The organism is Streptomyces sp. SM11, assembly GCF_002910905.1.
Classification (GTDB): domain Bacteria; phylum Actinomycetota; class Actinomycetes; order Streptomycetales; family Streptomycetaceae; genus Streptomyces.
Genome location: NZ_NEUE01000304.1, coordinates 42,805 through 69,400, shown reverse-complemented (window position 1 = coordinate 69,400; position 26,596 = coordinate 42,805). Strand labels below are relative to the sequence as shown.

General features: G+C 70.7%; 28 protein-coding genes, 1 tRNA gene and 1 pseudogene. 6 read left to right on the top strand and 24 right to left on the bottom strand.

Translation table 11 applies throughout. The features are described 5' to 3' along the window. Positions 1 to 1,511, top strand: a pseudogene (locus B9S58_RS35510) (PAS domain S-box protein); the annotation flags it as partial. A 110-nt stretch (positions 1,512 to 1,621) separates the two neighbouring features. On the opposite strand, the gene B9S58_RS35505 reads toward B9S58_RS35510, so the two are convergent. The 8 genes from B9S58_RS35505 to B9S58_RS35470 form a co-directional block, all read right to left on the bottom strand. After that, the gene (locus B9S58_RS35505; protein WP_103535974.1) at positions 1,622 to 3,274 is read right to left on the bottom strand and encodes a long-chain fatty acid--CoA ligase; all 1,653 of its coding nucleotides are present in this window, start codon (positions 3,272 to 3,274) and stop codon (positions 1,622 to 1,624) included. 178 nt (positions 3,275 to 3,452) lie between these two features. Continuing rightward, a complete protein-coding gene (locus B9S58_RS35500) occupies positions 3,453 to 4,016 on the bottom strand; it encodes a SigE family RNA polymerase sigma factor (protein ID WP_103535973.1) in 564 nt (187 codons plus the stop codon). Positions 4,017 to 4,196: 180 nt separating this feature from the next. Then, positions 4,197 to 5,363, bottom strand: coding sequence for a lipid-transfer protein (locus B9S58_RS35495; protein WP_103535972.1), 1,167 nt, complete (start codon positions 5,361 to 5,363; stop codon positions 4,197 to 4,199). Beyond that, entirely contained in the window at positions 5,360 to 5,782 is a 423-nt protein-coding gene (locus B9S58_RS35490; protein WP_103535971.1) for a MaoC family dehydratase, read from the bottom strand. Before B9S58_RS35490 ends, B9S58_RS35495 begins: the two co-directional genes overlap by 4 nt. Then, positions 5,779 to 6,822, bottom strand: coding sequence for an acyl-CoA dehydrogenase family protein (locus B9S58_RS35485; RefSeq protein WP_103535970.1), 1,044 nt, complete (start codon positions 6,820 to 6,822; stop codon positions 5,779 to 5,781). The genes B9S58_RS35490 and B9S58_RS35485 overlap by 4 nt, the downstream gene beginning before the upstream one ends. Position 6,823: 1 nt before the next feature. Beyond that, a complete protein-coding gene (locus B9S58_RS35480) occupies positions 6,824 to 7,942 on the bottom strand; it encodes a bifunctional MaoC family dehydratase N-terminal/OB-fold nucleic acid binding domain-containing protein (RefSeq protein ID WP_103535969.1) in 1,119 nt (372 codons plus the stop codon). Beyond that, complete coding sequence (locus B9S58_RS35475) at positions 7,939 to 9,153, bottom strand: acyl-CoA dehydrogenase family protein (protein ID WP_103535968.1); 1,215 nt, start codon at positions 9,151 to 9,153, stop codon at positions 7,939 to 7,941. The genes B9S58_RS35480 and B9S58_RS35475 overlap by 4 nt, the downstream gene beginning before the upstream one ends. Positions 9,154 to 9,401: 248 nt before the next feature. Then, positions 9,402 to 9,716, bottom strand: coding sequence for a hypothetical protein (locus B9S58_RS35470; RefSeq protein WP_103535967.1), 315 nt, complete (start codon positions 9,714 to 9,716; stop codon positions 9,402 to 9,404). 336 nt (positions 9,717 to 10,052) lie between these two features. On the opposite strand from B9S58_RS35470, the gene B9S58_RS35465 reads away from it, so the two are divergent. After that, on the top strand, positions 10,053 to 11,015 hold the full coding sequence (locus B9S58_RS35465; RefSeq protein WP_103535966.1) for a bifunctional DNA primase/polymerase: 963 nt from the start codon (positions 10,053 to 10,055) through the stop codon (positions 11,013 to 11,015). Positions 11,016 to 11,506: 491 nt separating this feature from the next. On the opposite strand, the gene B9S58_RS35460 is transcribed toward B9S58_RS35465, so the two are convergent. The 12 genes from B9S58_RS35460 to B9S58_RS35405 all read right to left on the bottom strand — a co-directional run bounded on the left by B9S58_RS35460 (position 11,507) and on the right by B9S58_RS35405 (position 18,995). After that, on the bottom strand, positions 11,507 to 12,685 hold the full coding sequence (locus B9S58_RS35460; protein WP_103535965.1) for a site-specific integrase: 1,179 nt from the start codon (positions 12,683 to 12,685) through the stop codon (positions 11,507 to 11,509). Continuing rightward, positions 12,685 to 12,885, bottom strand: a complete 201-nt coding sequence (locus B9S58_RS35455; RefSeq protein ID WP_103535964.1) for a helix-turn-helix domain-containing protein — start codon at positions 12,883 to 12,885, stop codon at positions 12,685 to 12,687. The genes B9S58_RS35460 and B9S58_RS35455 overlap by 1 nt, the downstream gene beginning before the upstream one ends. A 2-nt stretch (positions 12,886 to 12,887) precedes the next feature. Further along, the gene (gene repSA / locus B9S58_RS35450; RefSeq protein WP_103535963.1) at positions 12,888 to 14,291 is read right to left on the bottom strand and encodes a replication initiator protein RepSA; all 1,404 of its coding nucleotides are present in this window, start codon (positions 14,289 to 14,291) and stop codon (positions 12,888 to 12,890) included. A gap of 2 nt (positions 14,292 to 14,293) precedes the next feature. After that, entirely contained in the window at positions 14,294 to 14,488 is a 195-nt protein-coding gene (locus tag B9S58_RS35445) for a hypothetical protein (protein ID WP_103535962.1), read from the bottom strand. 5 nt (positions 14,489 to 14,493) lie between these two features. Further along, positions 14,494 to 14,679, bottom strand: coding sequence for a hypothetical protein (locus tag B9S58_RS35440; protein ID WP_103535961.1), 186 nt, complete (start codon positions 14,677 to 14,679; stop codon positions 14,494 to 14,496). Between the two features lie 91 nt (positions 14,680 to 14,770). Continuing rightward, a complete protein-coding gene (locus tag B9S58_RS35435) occupies positions 14,771 to 15,112 on the bottom strand; it encodes a SpdD protein (RefSeq protein ID WP_103535960.1) in 342 nt (113 codons plus the stop codon). Positions 15,113 to 15,127: 15 nt separating this feature from the next. Beyond that, complete coding sequence (locus tag B9S58_RS35430) at positions 15,128 to 15,316, bottom strand: mobile element transfer protein (protein ID WP_103535959.1); 189 nt, start codon at positions 15,314 to 15,316, stop codon at positions 15,128 to 15,130. A gap of 20 nt (positions 15,317 to 15,336) precedes the next feature. After that, entirely contained in the window at positions 15,337 to 16,026 is a 690-nt protein-coding gene (locus tag B9S58_RS35425; protein WP_103535958.1) for a DUF2637 domain-containing protein, read from the bottom strand. Positions 16,027 to 16,105: 79 nt separating this feature from the next. Beyond that, positions 16,106 to 16,309, bottom strand: coding sequence for a hypothetical protein (locus tag B9S58_RS35420; RefSeq protein WP_103535957.1), 204 nt, complete (start codon positions 16,307 to 16,309; stop codon positions 16,106 to 16,108). 87 nt (positions 16,310 to 16,396) lie between these two features. Next, positions 16,397 to 17,749, bottom strand: a complete 1,353-nt coding sequence (locus B9S58_RS35415) for an FtsK/SpoIIIE domain-containing protein (protein WP_103535956.1) — start codon at positions 17,747 to 17,749, stop codon at positions 16,397 to 16,399. A 2-nt stretch (positions 17,750 to 17,751) separates the two neighbouring features. Next, a complete protein-coding gene (locus B9S58_RS35410; protein ID WP_084993676.1) occupies positions 17,752 to 18,081 on the bottom strand; it encodes a hypothetical protein in 330 nt (109 codons plus the stop codon). Between the two features lie 134 nt (positions 18,082 to 18,215). Then, on the bottom strand, positions 18,216 to 18,995 hold the full coding sequence (locus B9S58_RS35405) for a GntR family transcriptional regulator (protein WP_103535955.1): 780 nt from the start codon (positions 18,993 to 18,995) through the stop codon (positions 18,216 to 18,218). A gap of 18 nt (positions 18,996 to 19,013) precedes the next feature. Here B9S58_RS35405 and B9S58_RS35400 point away from each other — a divergent pair, with 18 nt between their 5' ends. After that, complete coding sequence (locus B9S58_RS35400) at positions 19,014 to 19,478, top strand: NUDIX hydrolase (protein ID WP_103535954.1); 465 nt, start codon at positions 19,014 to 19,016, stop codon at positions 19,476 to 19,478. A 472-nt stretch (positions 19,479 to 19,950) separates the two neighbouring features. On the opposite strand, the gene B9S58_RS35395 is transcribed toward B9S58_RS35400, so the two are convergent. The 3 genes from B9S58_RS35395 to B9S58_RS35385 all read right to left on the bottom strand — a co-directional run bounded on the left by B9S58_RS35395 (position 19,951) and on the right by B9S58_RS35385 (position 22,661). Next, positions 19,951 to 20,565: a hypothetical protein gene (locus tag B9S58_RS35395; protein ID WP_103535953.1), complete on the bottom strand. Its 615-nt coding sequence runs from the start codon at positions 20,563 to 20,565 to the stop codon at positions 19,951 to 19,953. Between the two features lie 241 nt (positions 20,566 to 20,806). Continuing rightward, positions 20,807 to 20,893: transfer RNA gene (locus B9S58_RS35390), tRNA-Ser, on the bottom strand. Positions 20,894 to 20,981: 88 nt separating this feature from the next. Then, positions 20,982 to 22,661: a S1C family serine protease gene (locus tag B9S58_RS35385; protein WP_103535952.1), complete on the bottom strand. Its 1,680-nt coding sequence runs from the start codon at positions 22,659 to 22,661 to the stop codon at positions 20,982 to 20,984. A 200-nt stretch (positions 22,662 to 22,861) separates the two neighbouring features. Between B9S58_RS35385 and B9S58_RS35380 the strand changes: the two genes are divergently transcribed. The 3 genes from B9S58_RS35380 to B9S58_RS35370 all read left to right on the top strand — a co-directional run bounded on the left by B9S58_RS35380 (position 22,862) and on the right by B9S58_RS35370 (position 25,572). Then, on the top strand, positions 22,862 to 23,698 hold the full coding sequence (locus B9S58_RS35380; protein ID WP_103535978.1) for a glycerophosphodiester phosphodiesterase: 837 nt from the start codon (positions 22,862 to 22,864) through the stop codon (positions 23,696 to 23,698). A gap of 84 nt (positions 23,699 to 23,782) precedes the next feature. After that, a complete protein-coding gene (locus B9S58_RS35375; protein WP_103535951.1) occupies positions 23,783 to 24,457 on the top strand; it encodes an ATP-binding protein in 675 nt (224 codons plus the stop codon). Between the two features lie 149 nt (positions 24,458 to 24,606). Continuing rightward, a complete protein-coding gene (locus B9S58_RS35370; RefSeq protein ID WP_103535950.1) occupies positions 24,607 to 25,572 on the top strand; it encodes a DUF5926 family protein in 966 nt (321 codons plus the stop codon). A 247-nt stretch (positions 25,573 to 25,819) separates the two neighbouring features. Here the strand turns inward: B9S58_RS35370 and B9S58_RS40105 are convergent, their stop codons facing one another. Next, the gene (locus B9S58_RS40105; protein ID WP_103535949.1) at positions 25,820 to 26,227 is read right to left on the bottom strand and encodes a hypothetical protein; all 408 of its coding nucleotides are present in this window, start codon (positions 26,225 to 26,227) and stop codon (positions 25,820 to 25,822) included. Between the last annotated feature and the right edge of the window lie 369 nt (positions 26,228 to 26,596).

The window sequence follows — 26,596 nt, the reverse complement described above, 5'->3', positions numbered from 1 at the left end:
CGGACGGAACCTCCGGGCAGGGCGTCCCGGCCGCTCCCGGCCCGCACCACCTTCCCGGCCCGCCCGACGGTGGCGGACCGCAGGGTTCGGCTCAGGCGCCGGGCCACGCGCCGTGGGGCGACAGCGGGCAGACCGCAGGCACCGGCACCGGCACCGGGCAGACCGCCCACACCACCGGCGTCGCCGCCGTCGCGCACCCGGCCGACGGTGACTCGGGCGTCCCGGCCCCGGACGCGTGGCGGCAGCCGCTGCCCGCCGAGGAGCCGATGCCGGACGGCAGCAACCCCGACTCGACGCAGGGCAGGGCGTTCAGCGTGCGGACGCTGGGCCAGGGCGTGCCGTTCGCCCAGCACCTCGCGCACCAGCAGAACCAGCCGCACCAGCCGCACCAGAGCCTCGGCGGCGCCGGCCGGCGGCGCAAGCTCGCCGCCCCGCCGGAGAACGACCGCGCCCCGGCCCGGACCGCCGGTGGCCAGCAGGAACCGGCCCAGCAGGACCGGCCGGGTACTCCCGCACCCGCACCCGACTCCATGCCCGGATCTCCGCAGAACCCGTCCCCGCCCCAGGGGCCGGCGCCGGAGGCCGGGCAACCGGGTCAGCCGGCGCAGGGCGGGCCCGGCACCGGCTACGGCGAGGGGCAGCTGCTCGCGCCGCCCGTCGCGGAGGGGCGCGCGTACGCCATAGGGGCGCCCGACGAAGGGGCCGAGGGGCCCGAGCCGCTGGACGGCCCCGGGGGCGCGGTCGAGGTCGCCAACCGGCCGCATCCGCACCCGGTCGACGACGAGCTGCCGCCCGAGCCGCTGGACAACCCGCGCCGGCTGCTGGTCTGGCCCGCACCCGACGTGCCGACCCAGCAGGCGCTCAGCGACCGGGGCTACCGGCCGGTGATCGTGAACTCCCGCGAGGAGGTCGACGCCCAGATCGCCGCCTTCCCCGCCGCGCTCTTCGTCGACCCGCTGACCGGCCCCATCACCCGTACCGCGCTGCAGTCGCTACGCCAGGCGGCCGTCGCGGCCGAGGTCCCGGTGCTGGTCACCGCCGGTCTGGGTCAGGCGACCCGGGAAGCCGCGTACGGGGCCGACCCGGCCGTCCTGCTCAAGGCGCTGGCCCCGCGCGACAGCGAGCAGCATCCCTCCCGGGTGCTCCTGATCGAGGAGCACGAGGAGATCGCGGTGGCGCTGACGCAGACCCTGGAGCGGCGCGGGATGCAGGTGGCGCGCGCAGCGACGGACAGCGAGGCCGTCGACCTGGCGGGCCGGATGCGGCCGAACCTCGTGGTGATGGACCTGATGCAGGTACGTCGCCGGCGCGCCGGGATCATCGACTGGCTGCGGGCCAATGGGCAGCTGAACCGCACCCCGCTGGTCGTCTACACCTCGGCCGGGATGGACCATGCGGAGCTGCCTCGGCTCACATCGGGCGAAACCGTTCTCTTCCTGGCGGAACGGTCGACCAGCGACGAGGTCCAGTCTCGGATCGTCGACCTGCTGGCGAAGATCGGCACCAACTGACCACACCTGCGACAGGGCGGGGACGGTACGGGATTCCCGTACCGTCCCCGCCCTGTTTCACGTGAAACGTGCGGCTCGAAGAACTCGAAAAGCTCGAAGGGCTCGAAGGGTCAGAGCTGGGTGACGTCCAGCTCGCCTTCCGCGTACTGCTTGCGGATCACCTTCTTGTCGAACTTGCCGACGCTCGTCTTCGGCACGGCGTCGATCACCGACCAGCGCTCCGGCAGCTGCCACTTGGCGATGCCCGACTCGGCGAGGAACGCCTTCAGCGCCTCGTAGCCGGTTCCCGCGGCGCCCTCCTTGAGCACGACGGTCGCGAGGGGCCGCTCGCCCCACTTCTCGTCCGGCACGGCGACGACGGCCGCCTCCGCGACGTCCGGGTGGGCCATCAGCGCGTTCTCCAGCTCGACGCTGGAGATCCACTCGCCGCCCGACTTGATGACGTCCTTGGCCCGGTCGGTGAGGGTGAGGAAGCCGTCCGCGCTGATCACACCGACGTCGCCGGTCTTCAGCCAGCCGTCCTCGCTGAACTTGTCCTCGGGGCGCAGGTGCTCACCGTCGGCACCGCCGTAGTAGGCGGCGGCGATCCAGGGGCCCCGGACCTCCAGCTCACCGGCCGACTCGCCGTCCCACGGAAGGTGCTCACCGCCGGGGCCGACCAGCCGCGCCTCGACTCCGGCGGGGAAGCGGCCCTGGGTGACCCGGTAGGACCACTGCTCCTCGTCGCTCAGCCCGGCGGGCGGGTGGGCCATGGTGCCCAGCGGCGAGGTCTCCGTCATGCCCCAGGCGTGGCAGAGCCGGACGCCGAGCTTGTCGTACGCCTCCATCAGCGAGGGCGGACAGGCCGCGCCGCCGATGGTCACGTTGGCCATGGAGGTGAGGTCGCGCGGGTTGGCGGTGACCTCGGCGAGCAGGCCCTGCCAGATGGTGGGGACCGCGGCCGCGTGCGTCGGGCGCTCGCGCTCGATCATGTCGGCGAGCGGGGCGGGCTGCAGGAAGCGGTCCGGCATGAGCATGTTGACGCCGCTCATGAAGGTGGCGTGCGGCAGGCCCCAGGCGTTCACATGGAACTGGGGCACGACGACGAGGGTGGTGTCCTTGTCGGTCAGCCCCATCGACTCGGACATGTTGACCTGCATCGAGTGCAGGTAGATCGAGCGGTGCGAGTAGACGACGCCCTTGGGGTCGCCCGTGGTGCCGGAGGTGTAGCACATGGCCGCGGCCTGACGCTCGTCCAGCTCCGGCCAGTCGTACGTGGTGGGGCGGTCCGCGATCAGTTCCTCGTACTCGTGCACCCGCGGCGCGACACCGGTGAGACCCGAACGGTCCCCCGGCCCGGACACGACGACGTGCTCGATGCTCGGCAGGTGGGGCAGCAGCGGCACGAGGAGCGGCAGCAGCGAGCCGTTGACGATCACCACCTTGTCGTCGGCGTGGTTGACGATCCAGGCGAGCTGCTCGGGCGGCAGCCGGAGGTTGAGGGTGTGGAGCACGGCCCCCATGGAGGGAATGGCGAGGTACGCCTCGACATGGGCCGCGTTGTTCCACATCAGCGTGGCGACCCGCTGGTCGCCGTCGACGCCCAGCTCGTCGCGCAGCGCGTTGGCCAGCCGAGTGGCGCGCGCCCCGATCTCGGCGAAGGTGACACGGTGCGGCTCGGGTTCGCCGGTCCAGGTCGTGACCTGCGACTTCCCATGGATCGTCATCCCGTGGTGCAGGATGCGGGTGACAGTCAGCGGTACGTCCTGCATGGTGCTCAGCACGGCGTCCTCCCGGTAGGCGCTACGCGGCAGTAAGGTTCCGCTGATTCTGCGCACATACCACGTGGTATGTCACTACTCACGGGAGAAAATTCCTGTCCGGGGCTCCTGTGGTGGAGCGTACGGGGCCGTCCGCATCAGCGCATCGGGCCGTCCGGATCAGCGGACCGGGCCGTCCGGATCAACTGACCGGCGTCAGCTCCGGGTCCTCGCGGAGCTTGCCGAGGGCGCGGGAGACGGCGCTCTTGACCGTACCGATCGAGACACCGAGCACCTCCGCCGTCTGGGCCTCGCTCAGATCCTCGTAATAGCGCAGGACGACCATCGCGCGCTGGCGGTCCGGGAGCTTGAGCACCGCACGCCACATCGCGTCGTGCAGCGACTGCTGCTCGGCCGGGTCCGGCGCCGGGAAGGTCTCCCGCTCGGGCAGCTCCTCGCAGGCGAACTCGTCGACCTTGCGCTTGCGCCACTGCGAGGTGCGGGTGTTCAGCAGGGCCCGGCGCACATAGCCGTCGAGCGCCCGGTGGTCCTCGATCCGCTCCCACGCGACGTACGTCTTGGCGAGCGCGGTCTGCAGCAGGTCCTCCGCGTCGCACGGGTTCGCGGTGAGCGAGCGCGCGGTACGCAGCAGGACGGGCCCCCGGGCCCGTACGTACGAGGAGAACGACGCGTAGGGCGCGTGGGGGTGGCCGGCGGCGGTGGCGGAGGCCGCCCTGGAGGCGCCCGTGCAGACTGGCGTGGTCATGTACTCAACGCTAGGAGCGAGCACCGCCGAGAGGATCGCCCCCAGGTCCCGAAGCGCCGTCCGCCTCAGGTTGTAGGGCCCGCGCACCGTGCACCTCCTGAAGGTGGACGGGCCTGGGCGCGACTGTCAGGGTCCAGCCCCGAGACCCCCCGAACACCCCCGGGCGCCGGGCGCCGCCGTTCAGCCGTCCGCGCCGAGCACCAGGCCCGACGTCGGGACGCCCGTACCGGCCGTGACCAGCGACCTCGCCGCCCCCCTCACCTGGTTCACCGAGGTGCCCCGGATCTGCCGGACGGCCTCCGCGATGCCGTTCATCCCATGGAGGTACGCCTCCCCCAGCTGGCCCCCATGGGTGTTCAGGGGCAGGACGTCCGCCGCGACGAAGTCCCCGGCCTCCCCGGAACCGCAGAAACCGAACTCCTCCAGCTGCATCAGGACGAACGGGGTGAAGTGGTCGTAGAGGATGCCCACGTCGATATCGGCCGGGGTCAGCCCGGAGCTGCGCCAGAGTTGCCGGGCGACCACGGCGGTCTCCGGCAGGCCCGTCAGCCCGTCCCGGTAGAAGCTCGTCATCTGCTCCTGCGACCGGCCCGCGCCCTGCGCCGCAGCGACGACCACGGCGGGCGGCCGGGGCAGGTCGCGGGCGCGTTCCAGGCTGGTGACGACGAGGGCCTGGCCGCCGTCCGTCTCCTGGCAGCAGTCGAGCAGCCGCAGCGGTTCGACGATCCAGCGGGAGGCGGCGTGGTCGGCGAGCGTGATCGGCTTCCCGTGGAAGTACGCCGCCGGGTTCCGTGCCGCGTGGAGCCGGTCGACCACCGCCACCTGCCCGAAGACCTCCGGGCCGAGGCCGTACGCGTGCAGGTAGCGCTGGGCCGCCACCGCCACCCAGGAGGCCGGGGTGAGCAGCCCGTACGGCAGGTTCCAGCCGAGCGCCGTGCCCTCCGCGGTCGGCTCGCGCCGCTGGACGCCGGAGCCGAAGCGGCGGCCGGAGCGCTCGTTGAAGGCCCGGTAGCAGACGACGACGTCCGCGATCCCGCTCGCCACCGCGAGGGCGGCCTGCTGCACGGTGGCACAGGCCGCGCCGCCGCCGTAGTGGATCCGGGAGAAGAACGACAGCTCGCCGATCCCGGCCGCCTGCGCGACGGTGATCTCGGGGCTGGTGTCCATGGTGAAGGTGACGAGCCCGTCGACGTCGGCGGGGGTGAGGCCCGCGTCGTCGAGGGCGGCGCGGACGGCTTCGACGGCCAGCTTCAGTTCGCTGCGGCCGGAGTCCTTGGAGAACTCGGTGGCCCCGATGCCGACGATCGCCGCCTTCCCGCCGAGCGAGTCGGCCCTGCGGATGCTCATGCTCCGCTTCCGCCCTTCTGCGGGAGGGTCACCGTGACCGTGCCGGTGACATGGCGTCCGATGCCGTTGTCGCCGGTGATGCGGACCGTCGCTTCGGCGGGTTCCCCGGCGGCCAGCTCGGTGATGCGGCCGGTCAACCGCATGACATCGCCGGGATAGTTGGGAACGCCGAGGCGGATCGCGACCTTGCGGAGGACGGCGGTGGGGCCGAAGTGGTCGGTGATGTAGCGGCCGACGAGCCCGTTGGTGGTGAGGATGTTCATGAAGATGTCGGGGGAGCCCTTCTCCCGGGCCAGTTCCGCGTCGTGGTGCACGTCCTGGTAGTCGCGGGAGGCGATGGCCCCGGCGACGATCAGGGTCCGGGTCAGCGGGATCTCCAGGGGCGGCAGCTCGTCGCCGACGCGGCAGGCCTGCCTCACGACGCGTCCCCCTGACGGCTGTCCGCGAGCAACAGACCCAGCTCCTCCAGGACTTCGCTGCCGCAGCCGAGGTACGCGTCGAGCTGACGGCCCCAGAGGAAGTGCCGGTGCACCGGGTGGTCGAGGTCGGCTCCGGTGCCGCCGTGCAGGTGCTGGCCCGCGTGGACCACCCGCTTGCCCGCCTCCGATGCCCACCAGGCGGCGGTCAACGCCTGTGCTCCGCACTCTTTTTGTTCGTCCCGCCGCCAGGCCGCCTCGTACGCGGTGACCCGGATCGCCTCGGTGTCCATGTGGGCGTCGGCGGCGCGGAGCAGGACGCCCTGGTTGGTGGAGAGCGGACGCCCGAACTGCTCACGGGTGGCGGTGTGGTGGACCGCGCGGGCGAGCGAGCCGGCGCACACCCCGGCCTGAAGCCCCGCGAAGGCGGTGCGGGCCGTGGCGAGGACCGCCGCGTACGCTCCCGGCCCGTCGCCGACCCGCTCCCCGCGTACGCCGTCGAGGACGAGGCGCCCCGCCGCCCAGGGCGCGGTCGTCTCGACCGGCACCACGGCGACGCCCGGCGCGCCCGCCTCGACGATCCACAGGGCCCGGTCGGCATCCGCCACCAGCACCTGGGTGGCGTCGCGCAGCCAGGGCACCCAGGGCACGGCCCCGTACAGCGCGCCGTCCGACGCGTGCACGCCGCCCCGCGCCGGGAACGCGCCGGTAGCCACCGCCGTACCGTCGCGCAGACCGGGCAGCAGGCGCTCGCGCTGCTCCGCCGTACCGTGCTCGGCGATCACGAGCAGCCCGTACACACAGGTCGCGGCGAACGGGACCTGGGCGGTGGTCCGGCCCTGTTCCTCCAGGAGCAGGACGAGGCCGAGCAGCCCGACGTCCTCGACCGCGCCGGGCAGTCCCGCCGCGCACAGCTCCTTCCACAGCTCCGCGTCCGTGCCCGTACCGGCCGCCACCAGCCGCTCGTGCGTGGACAGGTCGCCGAAGATCCGCGCCGCCAGACCCTGTGCGGCGGACTGCTCCTCGCTCGGGGTGAAGTCCATCTCAACCGCCTTCGCTCGACCGGAAGACCGGCAGTTCCAGGTCGGGGTCCGTACGGAGGAACTCCAGGTGTACTGGCATGCCGACGCGGACCTTGTCGTACGGCACACCGATCACGTTGCTGACGATGCGGACGCCCTCGGCCAGTTCGACCAGCGCGACGGCGTACGGTCCGCCCTCGCCGGAGGGGCTGAAGGCGGGAAACGGCGGGTGGTGCATCACGACATGGCTGAAGACCGTGCCTTCCCCGCTCGCCTCGACGGTGTCCCACTCCGCGCCACCGCAGGCGTTGCAGCCGGGCAGCCAGGGCAGGCGCAGGGTCGCACAGTCCACGCAGCGCTGGATCAGGAGCCGGTGCTCGGCGACGCCGGCCCAGAACCCGGCGTTGTCCCGGTTGATCACGGGCCGGGGACGCAGGGCCGGTTCCTGCGCTGCGGCCTGTCCTTGTGCGGTCTGTGTCCGTGCGGTCTGTGTCCGTGCGGTCTGTGTCCGTGCGGTCTGTTCCCGTGCGGTCTGTTCCCGTTGCGCGGGGCGGTACTTGAGGATGCGGAAGCGGTGCGTCCCGGCCGGTTGGCCGTCGGCGCGGACGTCCGTACGGGTCGTGACGAAGTAACCGGTGCCGAGCTTGGTCCTCTTGCGCGGGGAGACGGACTCGATGACCGTGTCGAAGGTGATCCGGTCGCCGGGGCGCAGTGGCCGCAGGTACTCCTGCTCACAGTCGGTCGCGACGACGGAGGTGTAGCCGGCCCCGTCGAACAGGGCGAACATCTCGTCGTACGCCGCGGAGCGGCCCGTACGACCCGGGCGGTCCGCGCCGTCTGTACGGTCCGGGCGGTCCGCGCCGCCCGCACTCTCCGAGCCGCGCGTGTGCCCGGACAGCCCGCCCATCGTCCATGCCTGGAGCATCGTCGGCGGGGCGACGGCGTCCGGCCCCCGGTAGGCCGCCAAGGTGTCGCCCATCGCCTCGCACCAGTGCCGGATCATCGGCGTGTTGACCGGGTCCTTGCCCCGGCCCGCGGTGGCGGCGGCGCGGCCTTCGTACGCGGCGAGCCGCTCGTACAGCACATCGTTCTCGTCCGCGTCCGCGTCCGCTCCCTCGTGCTCCGGCCCGCGCCCGCTCATCGCCTGCCCCGGGTCATCCCGAGCCGGGCCGTCGCGACGATCTCGCGCTGCACCTCGCCGACGCCGCCGCCGAAGGTGTTGATCTGCGCGGCGCGGTTCATCCGCTCCAGCTCCCCGCCGACCCCGAAGCAGCCGGGAGAACCGGCCCGGAGCAAGGCGGCATCACCGACCGCCTCCTGGCACATCCGGTAGACCTCGACCGCGCTCTCGGTGCCCGCGAACTTCACACCGCTGGCCTCTCCGGGGGCCGGTGCGCCGGCGCCGACGGCGTCGACCAGCCGCCAGTTCAGCAGGCGCGTCGCCGCGAGCCGGGCGTACGCCTCCGCGAGCCGGGCGCGCACCCACGGCTCGTCGATCCGGCGGTGCCCGGTCAGGGGATCGGGGGTACGGGCGTGGGCGAGGGCCTCCTCGTAGAAGTCCTCGGCCTGCATGCCGATAGCGGCCAGGGCGACGCGTTCGTGGTTGAGCTGGCTGGTGATGAGCTTCCAGCCCTCGTTCTCGACGCCGACGAGGTTCGTGGCGGGGACGCGTACACCGTCGTAGTAGGTGGCGGTCGTGGTAAGCCCGCCCACGGTCTCGATCGGCGTCCAGGAGAAGCCGGGGTCGTCGGTGGGCACCAGGATGATCGAGATGCCCCGGTGCTTGGGGGCCTCGGGGTCCGTACGGCAGGCGAGCCAGATCCAGTCCGCCCGCTGGGCGTTGCTGGTGAAGATCTTCTGGCCGTCGATGACCCATTCGTCGCCGTCCCGCACGGCACGGGTCCGCAGCGCCGCCAGGTCCGTTCCGGCCTCGGGCTCGCTGTAGCCGATCGCGAAGACGAGGTCGCCGCCGAGAATGCGGGGCAGGAAGTACGCCTTCTGCTCCTCGGTCCCGTACGCCATCAAGGTCGGGCCGACGGTGTTGAGCGTGACCATGGAGACGGGGGCGCCGGCCCGGTACGCCTCGTCGAAGAAGACGAACTGCTCGTCGGGGCCCCGGCCCCGGCCGCCGTACTCCTCGGGCCAGCCGAGACCGAGCAGGCCGTCGGCACCGATCCGGCGGAGCAGCCGCCGCTGCTCGCCCACGTCCAGCCCAGCGCCTCTGCCCCCGCTCCTGTCCCCGTGCCCGTCCCCGCCCTTTCGGCTGCCCGCCGCATCGGGCATCAGCGCACGGAAATACGAACGGAGTTCGGCACGGAGCCGCTGCTGGCGTTCCGTCGGAGCGAGATGCACGGGAGGGGCCTCCAGAGCTGCGGAATCAGAATGCCGGAGCGCAACCGACCCGGCGCTGCCGGGGTTCCGGCGTTCCGGCAGCCTTCCGCGCCACTCTCCAACATTCCTGACTGTCCGTCAGATATGGCCGACTGTCAAGACGTCGGCAGCCCGCGCGAGAGCACCGAAGTACCTTCGCGCGGGCTGCCGTTCAGGCCGCCGGGACCCACCCCCCGGGAGGTCCCGACGACAACGTCACCTGGGGAGGATCACCAGAAGAACGGCGTGAAGTTCACCGCGACACTGTGGTCCGACTGGTCGATCGGCACGAAGGCCGAGTTGCTCACCTGGGCGGACGTGTTCTGGTTCGACGCGCCGGCGCCGACGGCCTGCTGCTGGGTCGTGGACGAGTTGCCGGAGTTGTTGCCGCCGACACCGCTGCCGCCGACCGTCGCCACTGCCGCGTTCGATCCGTCGTTCGCGAAGGAACCGTTGTCCGCCATGGCGACCCCACCGCAGAGCGCGACGGTCAGGGGCAGAGCGGCGACAGCGGCGAGGGCACGAGCGGTACGGATACTTGCCATGTCATTTCCTCCAGGAAGCGGAATTGCGGCTTCATATTCGGCTGGTTCCAGGGAAGCTGGCCGGCCACCCCGGTGCTGTTCACAACGTCGCGAGACCAGAGTTGCCCACCACATCCCCGGCGAACCCCTCATCACCGCCCGATTCCCCCTCACGTATGACGAAGAGCCGATAAACCTCCTACACCAAGCGAAAGCCCAGGTCGGCGAGGTGAACCCGACGGCGCGTTGGGGCGCACGGGAAGAAGCGTTCCGCCACCCGGAACCTCCCAGGCACCTCACCCCCGCCCCTACCACTCCCCTCTTCCTTTCTTCGAACGCACGTACGAGAATGGACCTATGGCCACCATCGACCGGCAGACCCCCACCCTGGCCCTCGCCCACGCCCTGGCCGCCGCCGGGCGCGGCCTCCCTGTCTTCCCTCTCTCCGCCACCAAGCTCCCCGCACTGCGCTCCCCGCACCGGGGCGAGCGGCCTCCGGCACACTGCCGTGGAGAGTGCGGCCTGCCGGGCCACGGGGTGCACGACGCCACCACCGACCCCGCGGCCGTCCGCGCCCTCTTCGCCGCCGCACCCCGGGCAACCGGCTACGGCATCGCCTGCGGGCGCACCCCGCACCGCCTCATCGGCATCGACCTGGACGTGGACCCCGCGTACGGCAGCGATGCGGCGGGCGCGCTCCGGCAGCTCGCTCTCCAGCACCTGTTCACCATCCCGCCGACGGTCACGGTGCTCACCCCGAGCGGCGGCCGCCACCTCTGGCTGACCGGCCCCGCCGACACGACGGTCCCCAACTCCGCCGGCCGCCTCGCCCCGGGCATCGACATCCGCGGCAGCGGCGGCTATCTGGTCGGCCCCGGCTCGGTCACCGCCCACGGCCGCTACCGCCTGGCCCCCGGCACCGCCCACCTCACCCCGGCCCCCTGCCCCCGCGCCCTGCTCCGCCTGCTGACACCGCCGCCCGGCCGCGGGCCCCGGACGTCAGGCACGGGCACGGGTACCGCGTCCGGCTCGGGCCGAGGGTCGGCCACCGGCTCGGGCTCCGGCTCACCGGACGCTGAAGCCCGTCGAGGGGAGTGCCTGATCCAGTTCGTCCTGGCCGCGCACGAGGGCCAACGCAACACCCGCCTGTTCTGGGCAGCCTGCCGCGCCTACGAGCACGGCTTCGGCGACGCTCTGGCGGACGCGCTCACCGCCGCCGCCGTCCGCACCGGACTGCCGGAACACGAGGCCCGCGCCGCGATCACCTCGGCGGCACGGCTGACATCGGGGCGGAGCGGGGAGACGGACGGCACGACCTGACGGGGCCCGGCCCCCTCCACAGACACCTCGAATCGCTTCCCTGGCCCGATCCGGGCCACGTGCAGGTGCTGATCCACGACGAGGAGGACGACTGCTTCGGGCTGTGGATGATTCATGACGGCAAACTGTCTGAGGTGCCACTCCCACGCACCCAGCGCTTCCACTCCCCGGCTCCACCCACCAACGAGTTCGCGCCGTGCCCGGGCTACCTGTGGCGAACGGACACGGGCAGCAGTGTGCCGGCAGACCTGTCACCGGAACGCCAGGACCCACGCCCGGCCTGGTAACGCCGGGACCGCGTCCGCCGTGCCGCCGCGACGGCGGTTCTCCGCCCCGGCGGACGACGCACACGCGAACGGCCCCGACCGAGTTTCCTGGTCAGGGCCGTTCACCTGGCGGTGGGTGTGGGATTTGAACCCACGGTGACATCGCTGCCACGACGGTTTTCAAGACCTTTCGCTGATCATGGGCGGTGAGATCTCCGCCGCAGGTCAGACGGGTACGAGAGCGCCGGTAGAGCCGTCGTCATCGTCATCGTGCCCGCTACGTGCCCCTGGCTTATGATCGTGCCCGCTCAGCCAGGAGTCCGACGCTTCGGCCACCTGATCATCGCGACCGGCGACCGGCCGCGCGTAGTGCCGGGTCGTGACGCTCGCGTTCGAGTGCCCCAGCCGATGCGCGGCAGTCATGACGCCGTACTTGTCAGCAACCCAGGTCCCATGCGAGGCGCGAAGATCGTGCGGGGTCACGTCGCTCAGCCCGGCAGCCGACACGGCAGGGTCGAAGTACGCCTTACGCCACTGGTTGTACCGCAACGGCTTGCCACCGGGCGTGGTGAACAGAAGCGCCTCATCCCCGCCAGGAAGGGCGTCCAGGTACTTCCCGATCTTCTTGGCGAGAGTTGGGCCGATGCGGATAAGCCGCTTCTGATGCGACTTCGGGGTGTCGAAGACGAGCTTGCCGTTGGCTTCGGCCAGGTTCTCATCCACGAGGACGAATCCGTCGACCAGGTCGATATCGACCCGACGGAGGGCGAACGCCTCCCCGACACGAAGGCCCGCATAGGCAAGAAGCGCGATCAGCAGGTCATGGGGCTTGGCTGAACTTCTCACCACTCGCGACGCTTCCAACGGCGTCAGAATGTGCGGCTCGGTCTGGGGCATCCTGGGGAGCTTCACGCCACGGCACGGCGTCACGGAGATCATGTCGTTGTCCACGGCCGAACGCATGATCTGGGAGAGCACCCGGTACGCCTGGCGGATGCGCGAGGCGCTGAGTCCCTTGGTGCGCATAGAGCCGACCCATTCCGCGATCGTGATCGGTCGCAGACTCGACAGCTCTCGGTCCCCGAGCGCCGGATTGATCAGCGAGTTGATCAGCGATCGGTACGTAGCTTGGGTCTTGTGCTTGAGCTGCGGAGAGACGGCAGCGAGCCACCGAGCGGACCAGTCGCGCACGGTGGTCTGCCCTTCGGCGGGATCGAGCCAGCGGCCCTCTTCGATCTCGATGCGCTTCTTGTCGAGCCAACGCCCTGCGTCCGTGGTCGTGGCGAACGTACGGTCAGCAGGCCGGAGGACACCGTCAGGGCCCGGGTAGCGTGCCTGGAAGCGCCCGGAAGGCAGCTTCCGAATGCGGCCGAAGTTTCGGCGGGACTTGCGCCTTCCAGCCATCAGGCGGCCCTCCGGTAGGTCGTGACGATCGGCTCGACGGTGTGCTCAGTGATGAAGGAGGCCAGGGCCGTTTCCGGGATTCGGACGTGTCGGCCGACCTTCACGAAGGTGATGCGCCGTTCCTCGATGAGGCGACGGGCGAACCGCACTCCGGTACCGAGCGCTTCGGCTGCTTGCTGCACGGTCAACAAACGTTCCATGGTCACCACGTCTCCTCTGTGGTCAGGGCGGCGCTGAGGCGGTGTTCGCGGGCGGTTTCGCGGTTGTGTTGGATGTCGCGGTGGATGTTGGCGGCGAGCCACGATTCGCCGGGGGTGTGGCCGTTCCCGGCGTAGGCCCAGTGCGCGAGCGTGAGCGTGGTGGCCTCCGGGTGGTCGTCCGGATCCGGGAGGCCGAGGGCGGCTCGTTGCTCGGCGGCGCGGTAGTCGGCGCGGACCTGTCGGAGGGCTCCGAGGGTGGTGGAGTAGGCCCGGGACTTGGTGGAGAAGTGGCCGCGGAAGCCGAGCATGTGAGCCCAGTCGCGGAGCTTGCGTTCCGGGTAGGCGTGATGCAGGTCCAGGCACGCTTCAATCAGCCGACGCGGATGCTCGGGCACGTCGAGGAGGACGAGCGCTTCCTTGTTGCCGACCCGGTGGTCCACGGTCCCGGTGGTCTCGGCGGCTTTGGTGGCGTACTTGGCTACGTAGGAGGCGACGGCTTGTTCGGTGAGGTCTTCGCCGTTGCCGAACGCGCCGATGGGCTGCACGTCGAGCTGCGTGCCCCACCGCAGCGTCCAGCCGTCCGTGATCCCGGCTTCCGGAACGGCCGGCACGAGGACCTCAACCCGGGCGGCGGCGGCGCGGATCGCGTCGTCCAGGAGGCCGAGGGTGGCCCAGGCCGGGGGCGGGGTGTCCGGGCCGTCGGGTCCGTCGAAGCGGATCACCGCGTGGAAGTGCACGGCCCCGCGCTTCTGGTACTCCGCGACCTTGCCGAAGGACACCTTGGACTGCTGCCGGGCTTCCTTCTGGGTGAGTCCGGCGCGGCGGGCGATCTCCCGGCGGAGGTAGATCGTGAAGTAGCGCCAGAGGTCGGAGGCGTGGTTGTTCCACAGCACCGCCCCCGCGTAGTCGTACGTATCCAGGTCGAGCGGCGTGCCCAGCTCCGGCGCGTCCTCCGGGTGCCGAATACCGCAGCGGCAGGGACGGTTGCCAGGTCGGTTGTGGACCGGGCCGAACGAGGGGGCCGTCAGCGTGGCGAAGACCCGAGGGTGATCCCGGATCGTGGTCGGGGTGCCCTTGTCGGGGTCGCCGGTGAGTCCGGCTCGGATGAGGTGGTAGGTGTCGCCTGCGTAGGTCCAGGCGCAGGCGGGGCAGCGGGAGGCGCGGCGGTTGCCGCAGGCGATCCGTAACCGGCCCCCGGGCTCGGTGTCCGTGGAGTAGTGGTGGAGCAGGGTGCCGGTGGCCCGGTCGATGGTTTTGGTGGCGCCGGTGAGGTGGATGGGCTGGGAGCAGCCTCCGGTGCGGCGGAGTTGTTCGGTGAGGCGGTCGAAGCCGGGAGACCCGACCACCCGGAGCAGATCGCCCAGGGTGGCCGGGTCCAGGCCCGCCGCAGTAGCAGCGGTGGTCATGGTCAGCGTCCCGCCCGGCCGTGCGCGGAACCGTGGTTCGCGGTGTAGCCGTCGACCAGGGCCTTGACCTGGCTGTCGCCCGTGGCGGTGGCCTTGGCACCGCAGTGGCAGACAGCCGAGCCGGTGGCCGGGGCGTTCGGAGAGGGCTTGCTGACGTGGAGGCCGGGGCGGTCCGCGGTGGGGGAAAGGTCGGCCATGGCGCTCAGGCCCCGATCCGGGTGTGGGCGCGGGCGGGGGTGGTGGTGTGGCCGGTGCCGTGGCAGGCGGGGCAGTGGGCGGTGATGGTCTGGCGCTGCCCGTCGGGGGTGCGGGTGCCGGTGGTGATGGTGACGGTGGGGAAGCCGTCGCAGTGGCCGCAGATCGGCCGGGGCGGGGTGTGCTGGGGCATGATGGGGTCTCCCTTTCGGGTCCGTTGGATCTGGATGGGTTGGGCGCCCGGGGCGGCGGAAACTTGGCGGTTGAGGCCGCCCCGGGGGCTGTCAGCGGTTGTTCGGGCGGTTGAGCAGCGAGCGCAGGACCACGGCGCAGATCGCGACGGACGCGGCGGTGATCGCGGTCGCGAGGAGCATGGAGACGAGGACCGTGCCGATGATCAGGACCATGGCGGTCCCGCCCGCGGCGGCGACGAAGAGCGATCCCGGGGTGAGCTGAACGGCCGGCCGGGAGACCGGAGCAGCCGGGATGGGCGCCGGAGCCGGGGTGACGCTGGGGTTGTGGTGGCAGGTGCAGGCCGGGGTGTGGGTGATGCCGGTGAGCGGCTGGACGAGGGACGTGCCCGGGGTGGGTGCGGTGTCCGGGGGCGGGATCTTCGGGGTGAACACGGGCGGGGCCTCCTGTCAGGGGTTGCAGCGGTGAGTGCGGGCGGCGAGTTCGGCGGCGGAGCGGTTGTCGTAGTCGACGGAGAAGTTGCAGCCGGGTGCGGTGCAGGCGGCGGTGTGCTTCGTCCGGCCGCGGCCGTCGTGGTGGGTGCCGACCTGAACGGGGCCGACGCGGAGCACGTTCGTGAAGCGATTCGGGCGCGCCATGACATGAACCTCCTTATGGGTTAGGCGAGTTGGGCGGTAATGGCGTCTGCGAGGGGTGCGGGGACGCCGAGGCGGGCGCGGAGGGTGGCGGAGTCGATCCGGCTTCCGGTGGTGGCCTGGTGGGAGTCGGCGAGCTTCCGGGCATGGTCCAGAAGGGCCGGAGGAACGGCCGCGGCCGGAGCGGACACCGGAACCGGAGCAGGCGCCGCGGCTTCCTCAGGAGCAGAAGCGGGCGGCAGTTCGGGAGCCGCCGGTTCGGGATCGCGCTCCACCGTCACATCTGGGGCCGGTTCGGGCTCGGAAGGGGCGGGCAGCGTTGCCGCGGTGACGGGCGCGGTCTCGGTCGGTGCGGCCTGGGGGCTGTGGACGAGGAGGGTGCCGCCGAGGAAGGCGAGGGCGGGCCATCCGGCGACGAGGATGCGCAGCCAGGCGGGAACGTCATCGAGGTCGAGGAGTCCGGCGGTGGCGACGTTCGCACCGAGCGAGGCCGTGAGGGCGATGATGAACCAGGCCCAGGCGGCGCGGTTGTCCGCGGTGGTGCGCATGCGGCGCCAGGCGGCGACGAGGAGCAGGTCGACGCTGACGGGGTAGGCCCAGGCTTTCCAGCCGTCTTGTCCGGCGGCTGCGGCCAGGTCGTGCAGGTGGGCGAAGGACAGGGCACCGGCGATGACGGCTTGGATGAGTACGGCGTCGATTCGGATGCGGGACACGGGTTCACCTCCTTTCGAGGGGGCGGGGCCGGGGCCGGGCGGGACACGGGGTTCACCGCCCGGCACCGGGGCAAGGGGGTCAGGCGTCGGGGTTGGTGCCGGAGCCCAGGCAGTTGAGGCAGAGGCCGTCCTGCTGGCCGACCGGGCGGCGCTTGCGTCCGACCCGCACCGTGACGGGGACGTTTCCGGTCCCGCCGCACGGCTGGCACGTCGCCGGTTCGACCGGGGCGGGGGTGGGGGCGGGGTTCTTCGGGGGTTTGGTGGTGGTCCGTTGGGTGGCCATGGCGGTGGTTCCTTCCGGTTCCGGGCATGGGCGGGGTAGGGACCTGGCGTGAGACAGTCACGCCAACTGGCCGTGCAGGGTGGGGATTTAGCTGGTTGCCGGGCGGGGCTTGAGGAGCGGGGAGCCCGGGGCCGGGGCGGCGGAAACGGCCGGCCGGAACGGTGCCAGAGCGGCAATCTGCGGGGTGAGGTGCGCGTACTCCCGGCAGATGGCGACGGCTTCGGCCGGGGTCATGGCGGGGGTGCGGATGCGGGACCAGCCACCCGAGGAGTCCCCGGCCACGGCGACGCCGGGGCGGTCGGGGGCGATGGTGGTCACGGCGAACACGGCGTCGGGGGCGATGTCGCCCAGGCCCATGTCGGCGGTCTGCTTGTCGTTGACGCGGTGGACGACACGGCCGGTGAGCTGGGCGCGGAGCATGGTGGCGCCCTTGCCGAGGTCGGAGCCGAAGCGCTGCCCGCAGACCTCCAGATAGATGCCGACCGCGCGGGCCATCTGCGCGAGCCGGATCATGTGCATCACCATCCGGTCCCGCCGGTCCTCATCCTTCTTGGCCGAGACGAGGAAGAGTTCCGCGACCTCATCCACCAGCACCACCAGCGGCACCGGCCGCACCGCAGCAGGCAGACCCCACAGGTCCGAAACACCGTGGTCACTGAGGACGTCGAAGCGCTCTTCCATCTCGCCCACAAGGGCTTCCAGCAGGCCGGACGCCTCATCGGGGGTGATGGCGAGGGCGGAGAGGCGGGGCGCGTAACCGCGCTGCTCGACCCCGCGCTTGCAGTCGATCCCGACCAGGCCGACCGGGAGCTTCGCGAGGCCGGAGACGAGGTTGCGCTGATACATCGACTTGCCCGACTGGTTCGCACCCAACGTCAGGGAGTGCGGGATCTTCTGGTAGTCCCGCACGAACGCCGTACCGTCCTCCCGCAGAGCCACCGGCACAACCAGCGGACCAGCGAGCAGCTTGCGGGGCAGGCGGCGCGGTATCTTCACCCGGCGCAGCACGTCATAGCCGGTCATCCGCAGTTCCACGAACCCCGGCTTCACCTCCACCACATGCACCGAGTGAACGCCCCAGGCGTGCCGCAACCGTTCCGATGCAGCGGCCACGTCGGCGGGCTCCAGACCGGCGGGAAGGCGAAGGATAGCCCGCATCCCTGTGGTCGAGTAGCGGACGCGGCGGACCTGCGGGGGAACCGGCTGGACATCCTGGCGGCGGGCCAGGTTGCGGACCATGAACGCCCGCAGACGGGAAGGCTGGACCGTCAGCCCGCACACATCCATCGTCGCCCGGTACGTGAGCGTGAACCGCACCCGCGCGGCCGGAGCACCGACCAGCGACCAGAACACCCGAGGAGACCGGGCCTTCGCGTAACCGAGGCCACCGGCAGCCGATAAGGCCCCCGCAACCTCGATCACCGTGGACAGGTCCGACATGATCAGGCACCCGCCGTGATGGCCACCGCGCGGAAGCTGATCCCGTGCCGGGTCTGGCCGTTGAACGTGTTCTCCCAGTCCCGGGCCTTGAGACCCACCACGTGCACCATCGTCCCCGGGGCCAGACCCTCCGGCACGCCCGTGCTCGGCACGGTCACCTGGTAGAGGTTGCCCTCGCCCTCGTCCGCGACCAGCAGACCCACCGTCGCGAGCGGGGCACCGGTCTCCCGGTCGATGGCGATCTCACCGGTCTGCTTGCTCACGAGCTTCGGCGTCGGAGGCGTCGCCACGAACACGACAGCGGAAGAAGTGTCGATCTTGAAGGACGGCATGACTTCTCCTGTAGAAGAGAGGATCTCCGGCACTCATGTACATGAGTGATAGGTAGAAGAGTGCACCAGTCCTGTACATGAGTCAACCCGCCACGAAAAAGAATCTTGTGGCGGGCTGATGCGCTGACGCTCCGTCAGTCTCCGGCAGGGAAGCGGTAGTCCAAAACGAACTGGTCAGCGGCCATGATCGTGTCGCACACCTCGACAACTCGGCCAGACTTCGTTGCCGCACTTCTTACGAGATGAATCACGGGGGACCCCGGACTCAGAGCCAGCGCGGACGCCTCCGGCTTGGACGCGAGCCGTGCCCGGACCGTCTCCGTGAACTCCGAGAGGGTGTGCCCACGATCTTCTAGCCGTGCGTAGATCCCGCCGCCGCCGGGGTTCTCAGCGAACATCTCCGGGATGTCCTTCACAACGTCCCAGGGGAGATACGAGGTGGCTTCCTCGGTAGGGACACCGTCCCGGAAGTACCGGCGCTTGCGTGCGAGTACCTGAGTGCCGACCGAGATGTCCAGCCGTTCCGCGATCTCCTGCGGTGCTTCAACCGGGCCGATAAAGAGGACGTTGACGGATGGCTTGCCGCCGGACTGCTCGGTCTCCGCGAGGTAGGCAGCCTTACCCGCCTTCCGGTGAGACCGGCGGAAGCGATCTGAGGACTTGCGCTGCACCGGGGGGCGAGACCGGACGAACGAGCCCCGCCCGTGATGCGTTTCGATCAGCTGAGTCGTTCGCAGCTCAGCGACTGCCTTGCGTACGGTCCCCGAGGCCACGCCGTAGCGGTCCATGAGTTCCGTTTCGCTTGGCACAGCAGCCCCAGCAGCCAGAGCCCCCGACCGGATCTGCGCCGCTAGGTCGTCTGCGATCTGGAGGTACTTTGCCTTGGCCGAAGAGGCCACTTCACTACTCGCCATAGTCCTTCTCAGTCTCCTATTCTCATGTACATGAGTAACAGCCGCCACGAGACCCCGTCAACGCCACTCCACTCCGTGTCCGTAGCCGGGGTGGTGGTCCGCGAGGATGGGCGAGTCCTCACGATCAGGCGAGCCGACAACGGAACATGGGAACCGCCGGGGGGCGTGCTCGAACTGTCCGAGGCCCCGGAGGATGGAGTGCGCCGCGAGGTCTACGAGGAGACCGGGATCAAGGTCCAGGTCGACAGGCTGACCGGCGTCTACAAGAACACGGCCCGGGGCATCGTCGCTCTTGTCTTCCGGTGCCACGCCGAGGGCGGCCAAGAGCAGCTTTCGGACGAGTCCACTGCGATCGAATGGCTGACCCCGGACGAGGTGACCAGCCGCATGCGCGAGGTCTACGCAGTCCGTGTCACAGACGCGCTGGGCGATGTCCCCCATGTCCGGTCGCATGACGGGCGCAAGGTCATCGCCAGCACCTGAACATCGAACCAGTTGTTACAGGTTTCTCTACCTCATCAAGGCACCCGGCTGCGCTCCGCTCCGCCGGGCGCGCTTCCCGGCTCTGGCTGCGCCCGCGCTCCTGCCTTCGGCCCGCTCGGCGCTGCCGCCGCCGACGCGCGCCCGCAGTGGATAGGCCCGTGGGACATGAGTCGAGAACCAAGCCCGCGGCTTCAAGAGGATGCCTCCGGCGGGGGCGCTCAGACTCCGGGATGGACGGGGCACCGTTCGCGAGTGCCGGCCGGAGCGGGGCGAGCGTCGTGGGGCTCCCATCCCGACCACCTTCGACCCAGGCAGAGCCGAGCAGTCGCGGCCCAGGGCGTCAAGGTCGTTCGTACAGTGGCGCGCTCCACCTTGACGCCCTGAACCACGACCGCTCCACGGTGTGTGGGTCGAAGGCGGACGGGATGGGAGCCGGGGTGAGTGGTGGGTGAGGAAACCTTGCAGCCGCCGCTCACTTACTCAGGTAGACCGCTGCAATCGTGGCACCAGATCCCATAATCGCGCCGACGACCGCACCGAGGATGCCGCTGAGCACTGAGTTTCTCGACTCGAATCTTCGGCGTCGCAGCTCGTCCCGCCGCAGTGGCACAACCTGTACCGCGCCCCTGTACTTCCACGAGCGAGGCAGGTACCAGAACAGCCCGCCGAAGGCTACAAAGGACACAACCAGCATGACGTACCCGAAGGGCTTCCCCTCGGAGATCCCGAACCATAGGGATACCCAGATGACCATGCCCCACAACGCCAGGAAACCCACCAGCGCAGCAAACGGGTACACAATCCGCCAGGCTAGAGGACGGTCATCTACGAAGGACTTGATGTCGTCAACAAGATCCAGGAAATCTTGTTCACGTGACTCGCAGAGCACAGTCGCGCCGTCCGGCGTGAGATGGACTCTCAGCGCCTCAGAGGACACTGAAAGCCTGATAGAAGCCAGGTCTGCATCACTTGCTCCCGTGAGGTCAACGACCTCGTCAGCGTCGTATCGCCCGACGGAGACTCTGACAGCTTCTCCGGTTTTCTCGGCTATGAGAGTTCTCAAGTCCTGCAAGTCGTCGAGGTTCATGGTGACTGGTCCAAGTGTCTCCACTCGAACACGAGGTCTTCCACCTCTCACCAAGACCAAGCCCACTGCGCCACCCCTAAGAGAAGACCAAGACTTCAAGCATCAGCGGACCAACCAACGCGAGACCGTGCCCCATCCGTGCCCGATAGTGCGGTAACGAGCGGAGAACAGCGGTCACACATGGGTGGTGTGCGACGAACCAGCCCCCGACCAGTTCGCCTGGTCAGGGGCCGTTCATCTGCGGTGGGTGTGGGATTTGAACCCACGGTGACATCGCTGCCACGACGGTTTTCAAGACCGTTCCCTTAGGCCGCTCGGGCAACCCACCCCGCGTCGGCGGCCCGGCAGCTGCGCAAACCGATGGGCCGTCAGGCCCACGTGGGGCCCGTTCGACGCGTGGGGAACAGCCTAGCCGGTCAGCTGTCGCCCTCGCGCTGGCCCAGGATGACTTCGGCCGTGGCCGTCCTGCCGTCGCGCTCGTACGTCAGGGTCACCTTCTCGCCCGGCTTGCGGGTCCAGATCTCGCCGATCAGGGTCGGGCCGCTGTCGATCACGGTGTCGTTGAACTTCGTGATCACGTCGCCCGCCTTGAGGCCCGCCTTGGCCGCCGGGCCGTTCGGAGTGACGGAGGGGGTGCCGCCCGCGCCCTCGGGGGAGATCGCCGCGCCGCCCGTCTTCTCCTGCATCGTCACCGTCGCGCCGATCACCGGGTAGACCGGCTTGCCGGTCTTGATCAACTGCTCGGCGACGTTCTTGGCCTGGTTGATCGGGATCGCGAAACCGAGGCCGATGGAGCCGGCCTGGGACTGGCCGAGGCCGCCGCCGGTCGACTGGATCGCGGAGTTGATGCCGATGACCGCGCCCGTCGCGTCCAGCAGCGGGCCGCCGGAGTTGCCCGGGTTGATCGAGGCGTCGGTCTGCAGGGCGCTCATGTACGAGTTCTTGTTGCTGGAACCGTCCCCGGACGCCACCGGGCGGTTCTTCGCGCTGATGATGCCCGTGGTGACCGTGTTGGAGAGGCCGAAGGGCGCGCCGATCGCGATCGTCGAGTCGCCGACCGCGACGCCCTCCGAATTGCCCAGTGGCAGCGGGGCGAGACCCGCGGGCGGGTTCTTCAGCTTCAGCACGGCCACGTCGTAGCCCTGTGCCCGGCCGACCACCTCGGCGGCGTACTTCTTGCCGTCGGAGAAGGTCGCCGACAGTTCACCGGAATCCGCGGCGGATGCCACCACGTGGTTGTTGGTGAGGATGTGGCCTTCCTTGTCGTACACGAAGCCGGTGCCCGTACCGCCCTCGCCCTCGCCGCCCTGCGCGTCGATGGTGACCACGCTGGGGAGCGCCTTCGCCGCGACCCCGGCCACCGTGCCCGCCGGGCGCTTCAGATCCCTCGGGGTGTCCGACGCCGAGATGGTGGTCGAGCCGCCGGAGTTCCCGTTGTCGTTGCGGTCGGCCGCCCAGTAGCCGAGGGCTCCGCCGATGCCGCCCGCGACGAGCGCCGCGACGGCCACGGCCGCCACGAGACCGCTGCCGCGGCCCCTGCCGCTCTTTCCGCCCGGGGACTCGGAGCCGGGCGGAACCGGAGCGCCCCAGACCGGGCCGTGACCGCTGCCGTTGCCGATACCGCCGGACGCGTGACCGGCATCCCCGCCGGCGTACGACGGGACGGCGGGCGGGGGCCAGGAGGCGGCCCCCTCGGGAACCTCGGGCGCCGCACCGTACGCGGGCGCCGCACCGTACGGGGAGTGCTGGGGCGGCTGCGGCGTCGGGTGCGCACTCTGGGCGTACGCGGGCGTGGCCGGAGCTCCCGGGGAGGCCGGGGAGCCCTGGTGCGTGGGGTCGTGGCGCGGCGCTTCGGACTGCGCCGGAGCCCCCGGAGCCGGGGCCCCCGCGCCGGTGTCGTGCAGGGGAAGGCGCGCGGTGTCCTGCGCGGGGTCGTGTGCCGCCTCGTGCGCGGCGTCCCGGGCCGGGGCCGCCGGCGGAGGCGTGGCCCTGTCGGTCGCCGGTTCAGGAGTGTCGGCCGGCACGGGAGGTGCGGACGGAACGGACGGCACGGCCGGTACCGCGTGGTCCTCGTTGCCCTCGTTCTCGGTGCTCACAGCTCTTTACTCCTCGGTTCCACTCGGCATCCAGTCGGCGTTCGGCAAGAAATCCGCTGTGCACGGTCTACGGTCAGCTTTTCCCACAACACGTCGGGCCACTGTAAGCAGGACCTGTGCATCCGCACACCAATCTTTACATCCGACAAAACAGACCTCCAGGGTGACATGTGCTCAGCCACCCCCACGGCGGTGACACCATGGCGCGGGTGACACAAGCACGGCAGCGCAGCGCGCACACATCCATCCAGGTCATCGCCCACCGCGGGGCATCCGACGACGCCCCCGAGCACACCCTGGCCGCCTATCGCAAGGCGATCGAGGACGGTGCCGACGCGCTGGAATGCGATGTCCGGCTCACCGCCGACGGCCATCTCGTCTGCGTCCACGACCGGCGGGTGAACCGTACGTCCAACGGGCGCGGCGCCGTGTCGGCGCTGGAGCTCGCCGACCTCGCCGCCCTCGACTTCGGCTCCTGGAAGGACCGCGAGGAGTCGCCCGACTGGGATCCGGTGCCGGGCGAGCTCACCTCCGTACTCACCCTGGAACGGCTCCTGGAGCTCTTCACCGAGGTACGGGCCACCGGGCGGCCGCTGCAGCTGGCCATCGAGACGAAGCACCCCACCCGCTGGGCCGGGCAGGTCGAGGAGCGGCTCCTGCATCTGCTGAAGCGCTTCGGGCTGGCCGATCCGCCCGCCGAAGGACTCTCGCCCATCCGCGTCATGAGCTTCTCCGCCCGCTCCCTCCACCGCGTCCAGGCGGCCGCTCCCACGCTGCCCACGGTCTACCTCATGCAGTTCGTCTCGCCCCGGATGCGCGACGGCCGGCTGCCCGCCGGCGCCCGGATCGCGGGGCCCGGCATGCGGATCGTGCGCAGCCACCCCGGATACATCGAACGGCTGCACCGTGCGGGGCACCGGGTGCACGTGTGGACCGTGAACGAACCGGCCGACGTCGACCTGTGCGCCGAACTCGGCGTCGAGGCGATCATCACCAACCGCCCGAAGCAGGTCCTGTCCCAACTGGGCCGCATTTAGTACGGATAAGGGCGCTCAAGGCCCCCGACCTCCACCGTTACGGGGTGTGCACCGGCGCATTCGCTACGCGTTCGATCGCTACGAATGCGTCACCGGCAGCGCATTGGCCGGTTTCCGGTCCAGCTCAGTGGGGCATCCAACCCGTGGCGTGGGGCAAAGGAGGTCTCGGGGGTGGCGTTGGTGGTGGCACAAGAAGTGCCCGCGTCGTCGAGCATGGCCATTCCTCATGGCCCTGCCGGCGTGGGGCAGGCACGACACCGGATGCGTGAGCAGTTGCGCGGCAACGGGGTGTCGGACGCGGTCGTCGACGACGCTGTCCTGATCCTTTCCGAACTTCTCAGCAACGCCTGCCGGCACGGCAGGCCCCTGGGACGGCACACCGACGTGGGCGACGGGGACATCCGCGCCGCATGGCGGGTGGACACCGGCGGCGCGCTCACCGTGGAGGTCACGGACGGCGGTGGCCCGACCCGCCCGGTTCCGGCCACCCCTTCGGTGACGGCACGCGGCGGCCGGGGTCTCAACATCATCAGCGCCCTGGCTCAGGAGTGGGGCGTACGGGACGGCTCGTCCGGCGAGGTCACCGTCTGGGCCCTGGTCTCCGCGAAGAAGCCGCCCGGCATCGGCGGCACCGGCTCCGCCGCGAACGGCGTCAGCTCGAACGGCATCAGCTCGAACGGCGTCAGCTCGAACGGCGTCGGCGGGCTCACCGGGTTCGAGGGCCTGGACTTCTCCGAGGCCTTCGACGACGTGGGCTGAGCGCACGAACGACGCGGACCGATCGCACGGACGGCATGAGCTGAGCGCACGGACGGCATGGGCCGAGCAGGTACGTGGGCCGAGCGAGGCTCCCCGGACGGCTAGGCTCGCGCCGAGTCCGCACTGTCGCAATCGGGAGAATGCCCACCATGGCCAAGAAGCGCCCTCAGTCCAAGGCCGGGAAGCAGCAGCTCAAGGACGGTGAGATTCCGGTCGTCGGGGCCCGTGAGCCCTGCCCGTGCGGATCGGGCCGTCGTTACAAGGCGTGTCACGGACGCGCCGCCGCCCAGGCCGTGACCGAGCTCGTGCACCGCCCCTTCGAGGGACTCGCGGGCGAGTGCGACTGGGTCGCGCTGCGCGAGCTGGTGCCCGCCGCCACCGTCGAACTGACCCTCAAGGACGGACTGCCCGAGGGAGTTCCGTCGGTGACGCTCGCGACGGTCCTGCCGATGGCCTGGCCGGCGCTGCGCCGCGACGACGGTTCCGTCCTTCTCGCCCTGCAGAACGACACCTCGTCCGGCGACCTCGGCCGCGACCTCGCGGACACCCTCCAGCGTGCCCTGGAGGCCGAGCCCGGCTCCCCGGTCGCCGCCCGCCGCGTACCGGCAGACGGTCCGCGTCTCCAGGACCTCCTCTCCCCGGACGCCGCCTTCGAGCCGGACGTGCACTCCGGGTTCGAGTTCTGGGTGCCGGACGCGGAGAACGCCACGCCGGAGGTGTCCGCCTCCCTGGAGCGTGCGAACGCCGCCGCGATCCCGACGACGCGGCTGTCCGGCGTCGACGCCGCGTACTGGTGCGAGACCCCGGAGAAGAACCACCTGCGCTGGGTCATGCCGCACCCCGAGGAGAAGCTCCTCGACGCGCTCGCCCGGCTGCACGCCGCGGGCACCTCCTCGCTCGGCGACGGCACCCGCCTGGTCGGCTCGTTCCGGGCGCACGGGCTCGTGGTCCCCGTCTGGGACCTGCCGAGCTCGATGGGCGCCGAGGCGTGCGAGAAGCCCGCCGTCGAGTTCGCCGGGCGACTGGCGGCGGCGCTCGCGTCCGACGCCCCGCTCACCGCCGAGGAACGCCGCACCCGGGGCGGTCTCACCAACCGCCAGGTGACCCTCAGCTGACAGTGCCGACGGGGCGCCACAGGCGGTGACCCGCGTCACAACTCGCCGTACTCGTAAGTAAATCGGCGTCCCTACAGGCGAGATCGAATTTGCGAACGGCAGATCTCTTGTTACGGTTCTAGAAGCCCGGTCGCTGGTGCATCCCCCGTCGCCAGCGACCGGGCGTCTTCGTTTCCGGCTGCGGCCGCCCCGTGACACCCCCGGGCGCGGAGACCGTACACCCCCGCACCCCCTTGACCCACCCCGGTCAGCCCTTGGCGCCCGGCGCCCGTTCGGATCCGGCGCGGAGCAGCAGCGGCGCCTCGTCCACCGGCCCCGCGCCCACGAACTCCGCCACCGCCGTGGCGGACCGGGGCGCACCCGAGGAGAGGACGCGCGGCGTCTCGCAGGTGCCCGGCTCGTCGTGTACGGCCGGCGCGCAGTGCAGCTCCACGGTCCGCCCGCCCGGCCCCAGCAGCGTGAGTACGGGCCGGAGTTCCTCACCGGTCGCGTTCCGGTAGTAGGTGCGCGCCCAGGTCTCGCCACCCTCGGCCATGACGCAGGTCTGCGCCTCTACGCCCTCCGGTGCGACCAGCTCGGGGCCGCACCGCGCCACCGCATCCGCATCCGCATCCGCACGATCAAACTCAGGCAGGAAACCGGCTTCTTCGCTCATTCTCGATGGCGATTTCGGCAACGGCGAAGAATGGGCGACGGCATCATCTCCCGACAGGTCCTCAGAAACCTTTGTTCCAAGGATTTCTGGCGGCCCGCCAGGAGATTTCGCGTCGGTAGGATCACTCGATACGGCATCCGGAGCAACGGCGGGATCCGCGGAAGCAACGAGTGGAACGAGACACCCGAACACAACGACTGCCGTGAGACCGATCATGCGGAGATTCATGGTGGCCCCACCTGGCGACTTCGCGGAATTCCTGACGACGGGGCGACGATATCGGCGGAATGCGCGCCGCCGGGCCGCCCGGCACCCGTTTACTGCGGATCCGGTCCGGCTCACACCCGTTCGAGTGAGCCGGACACCCGG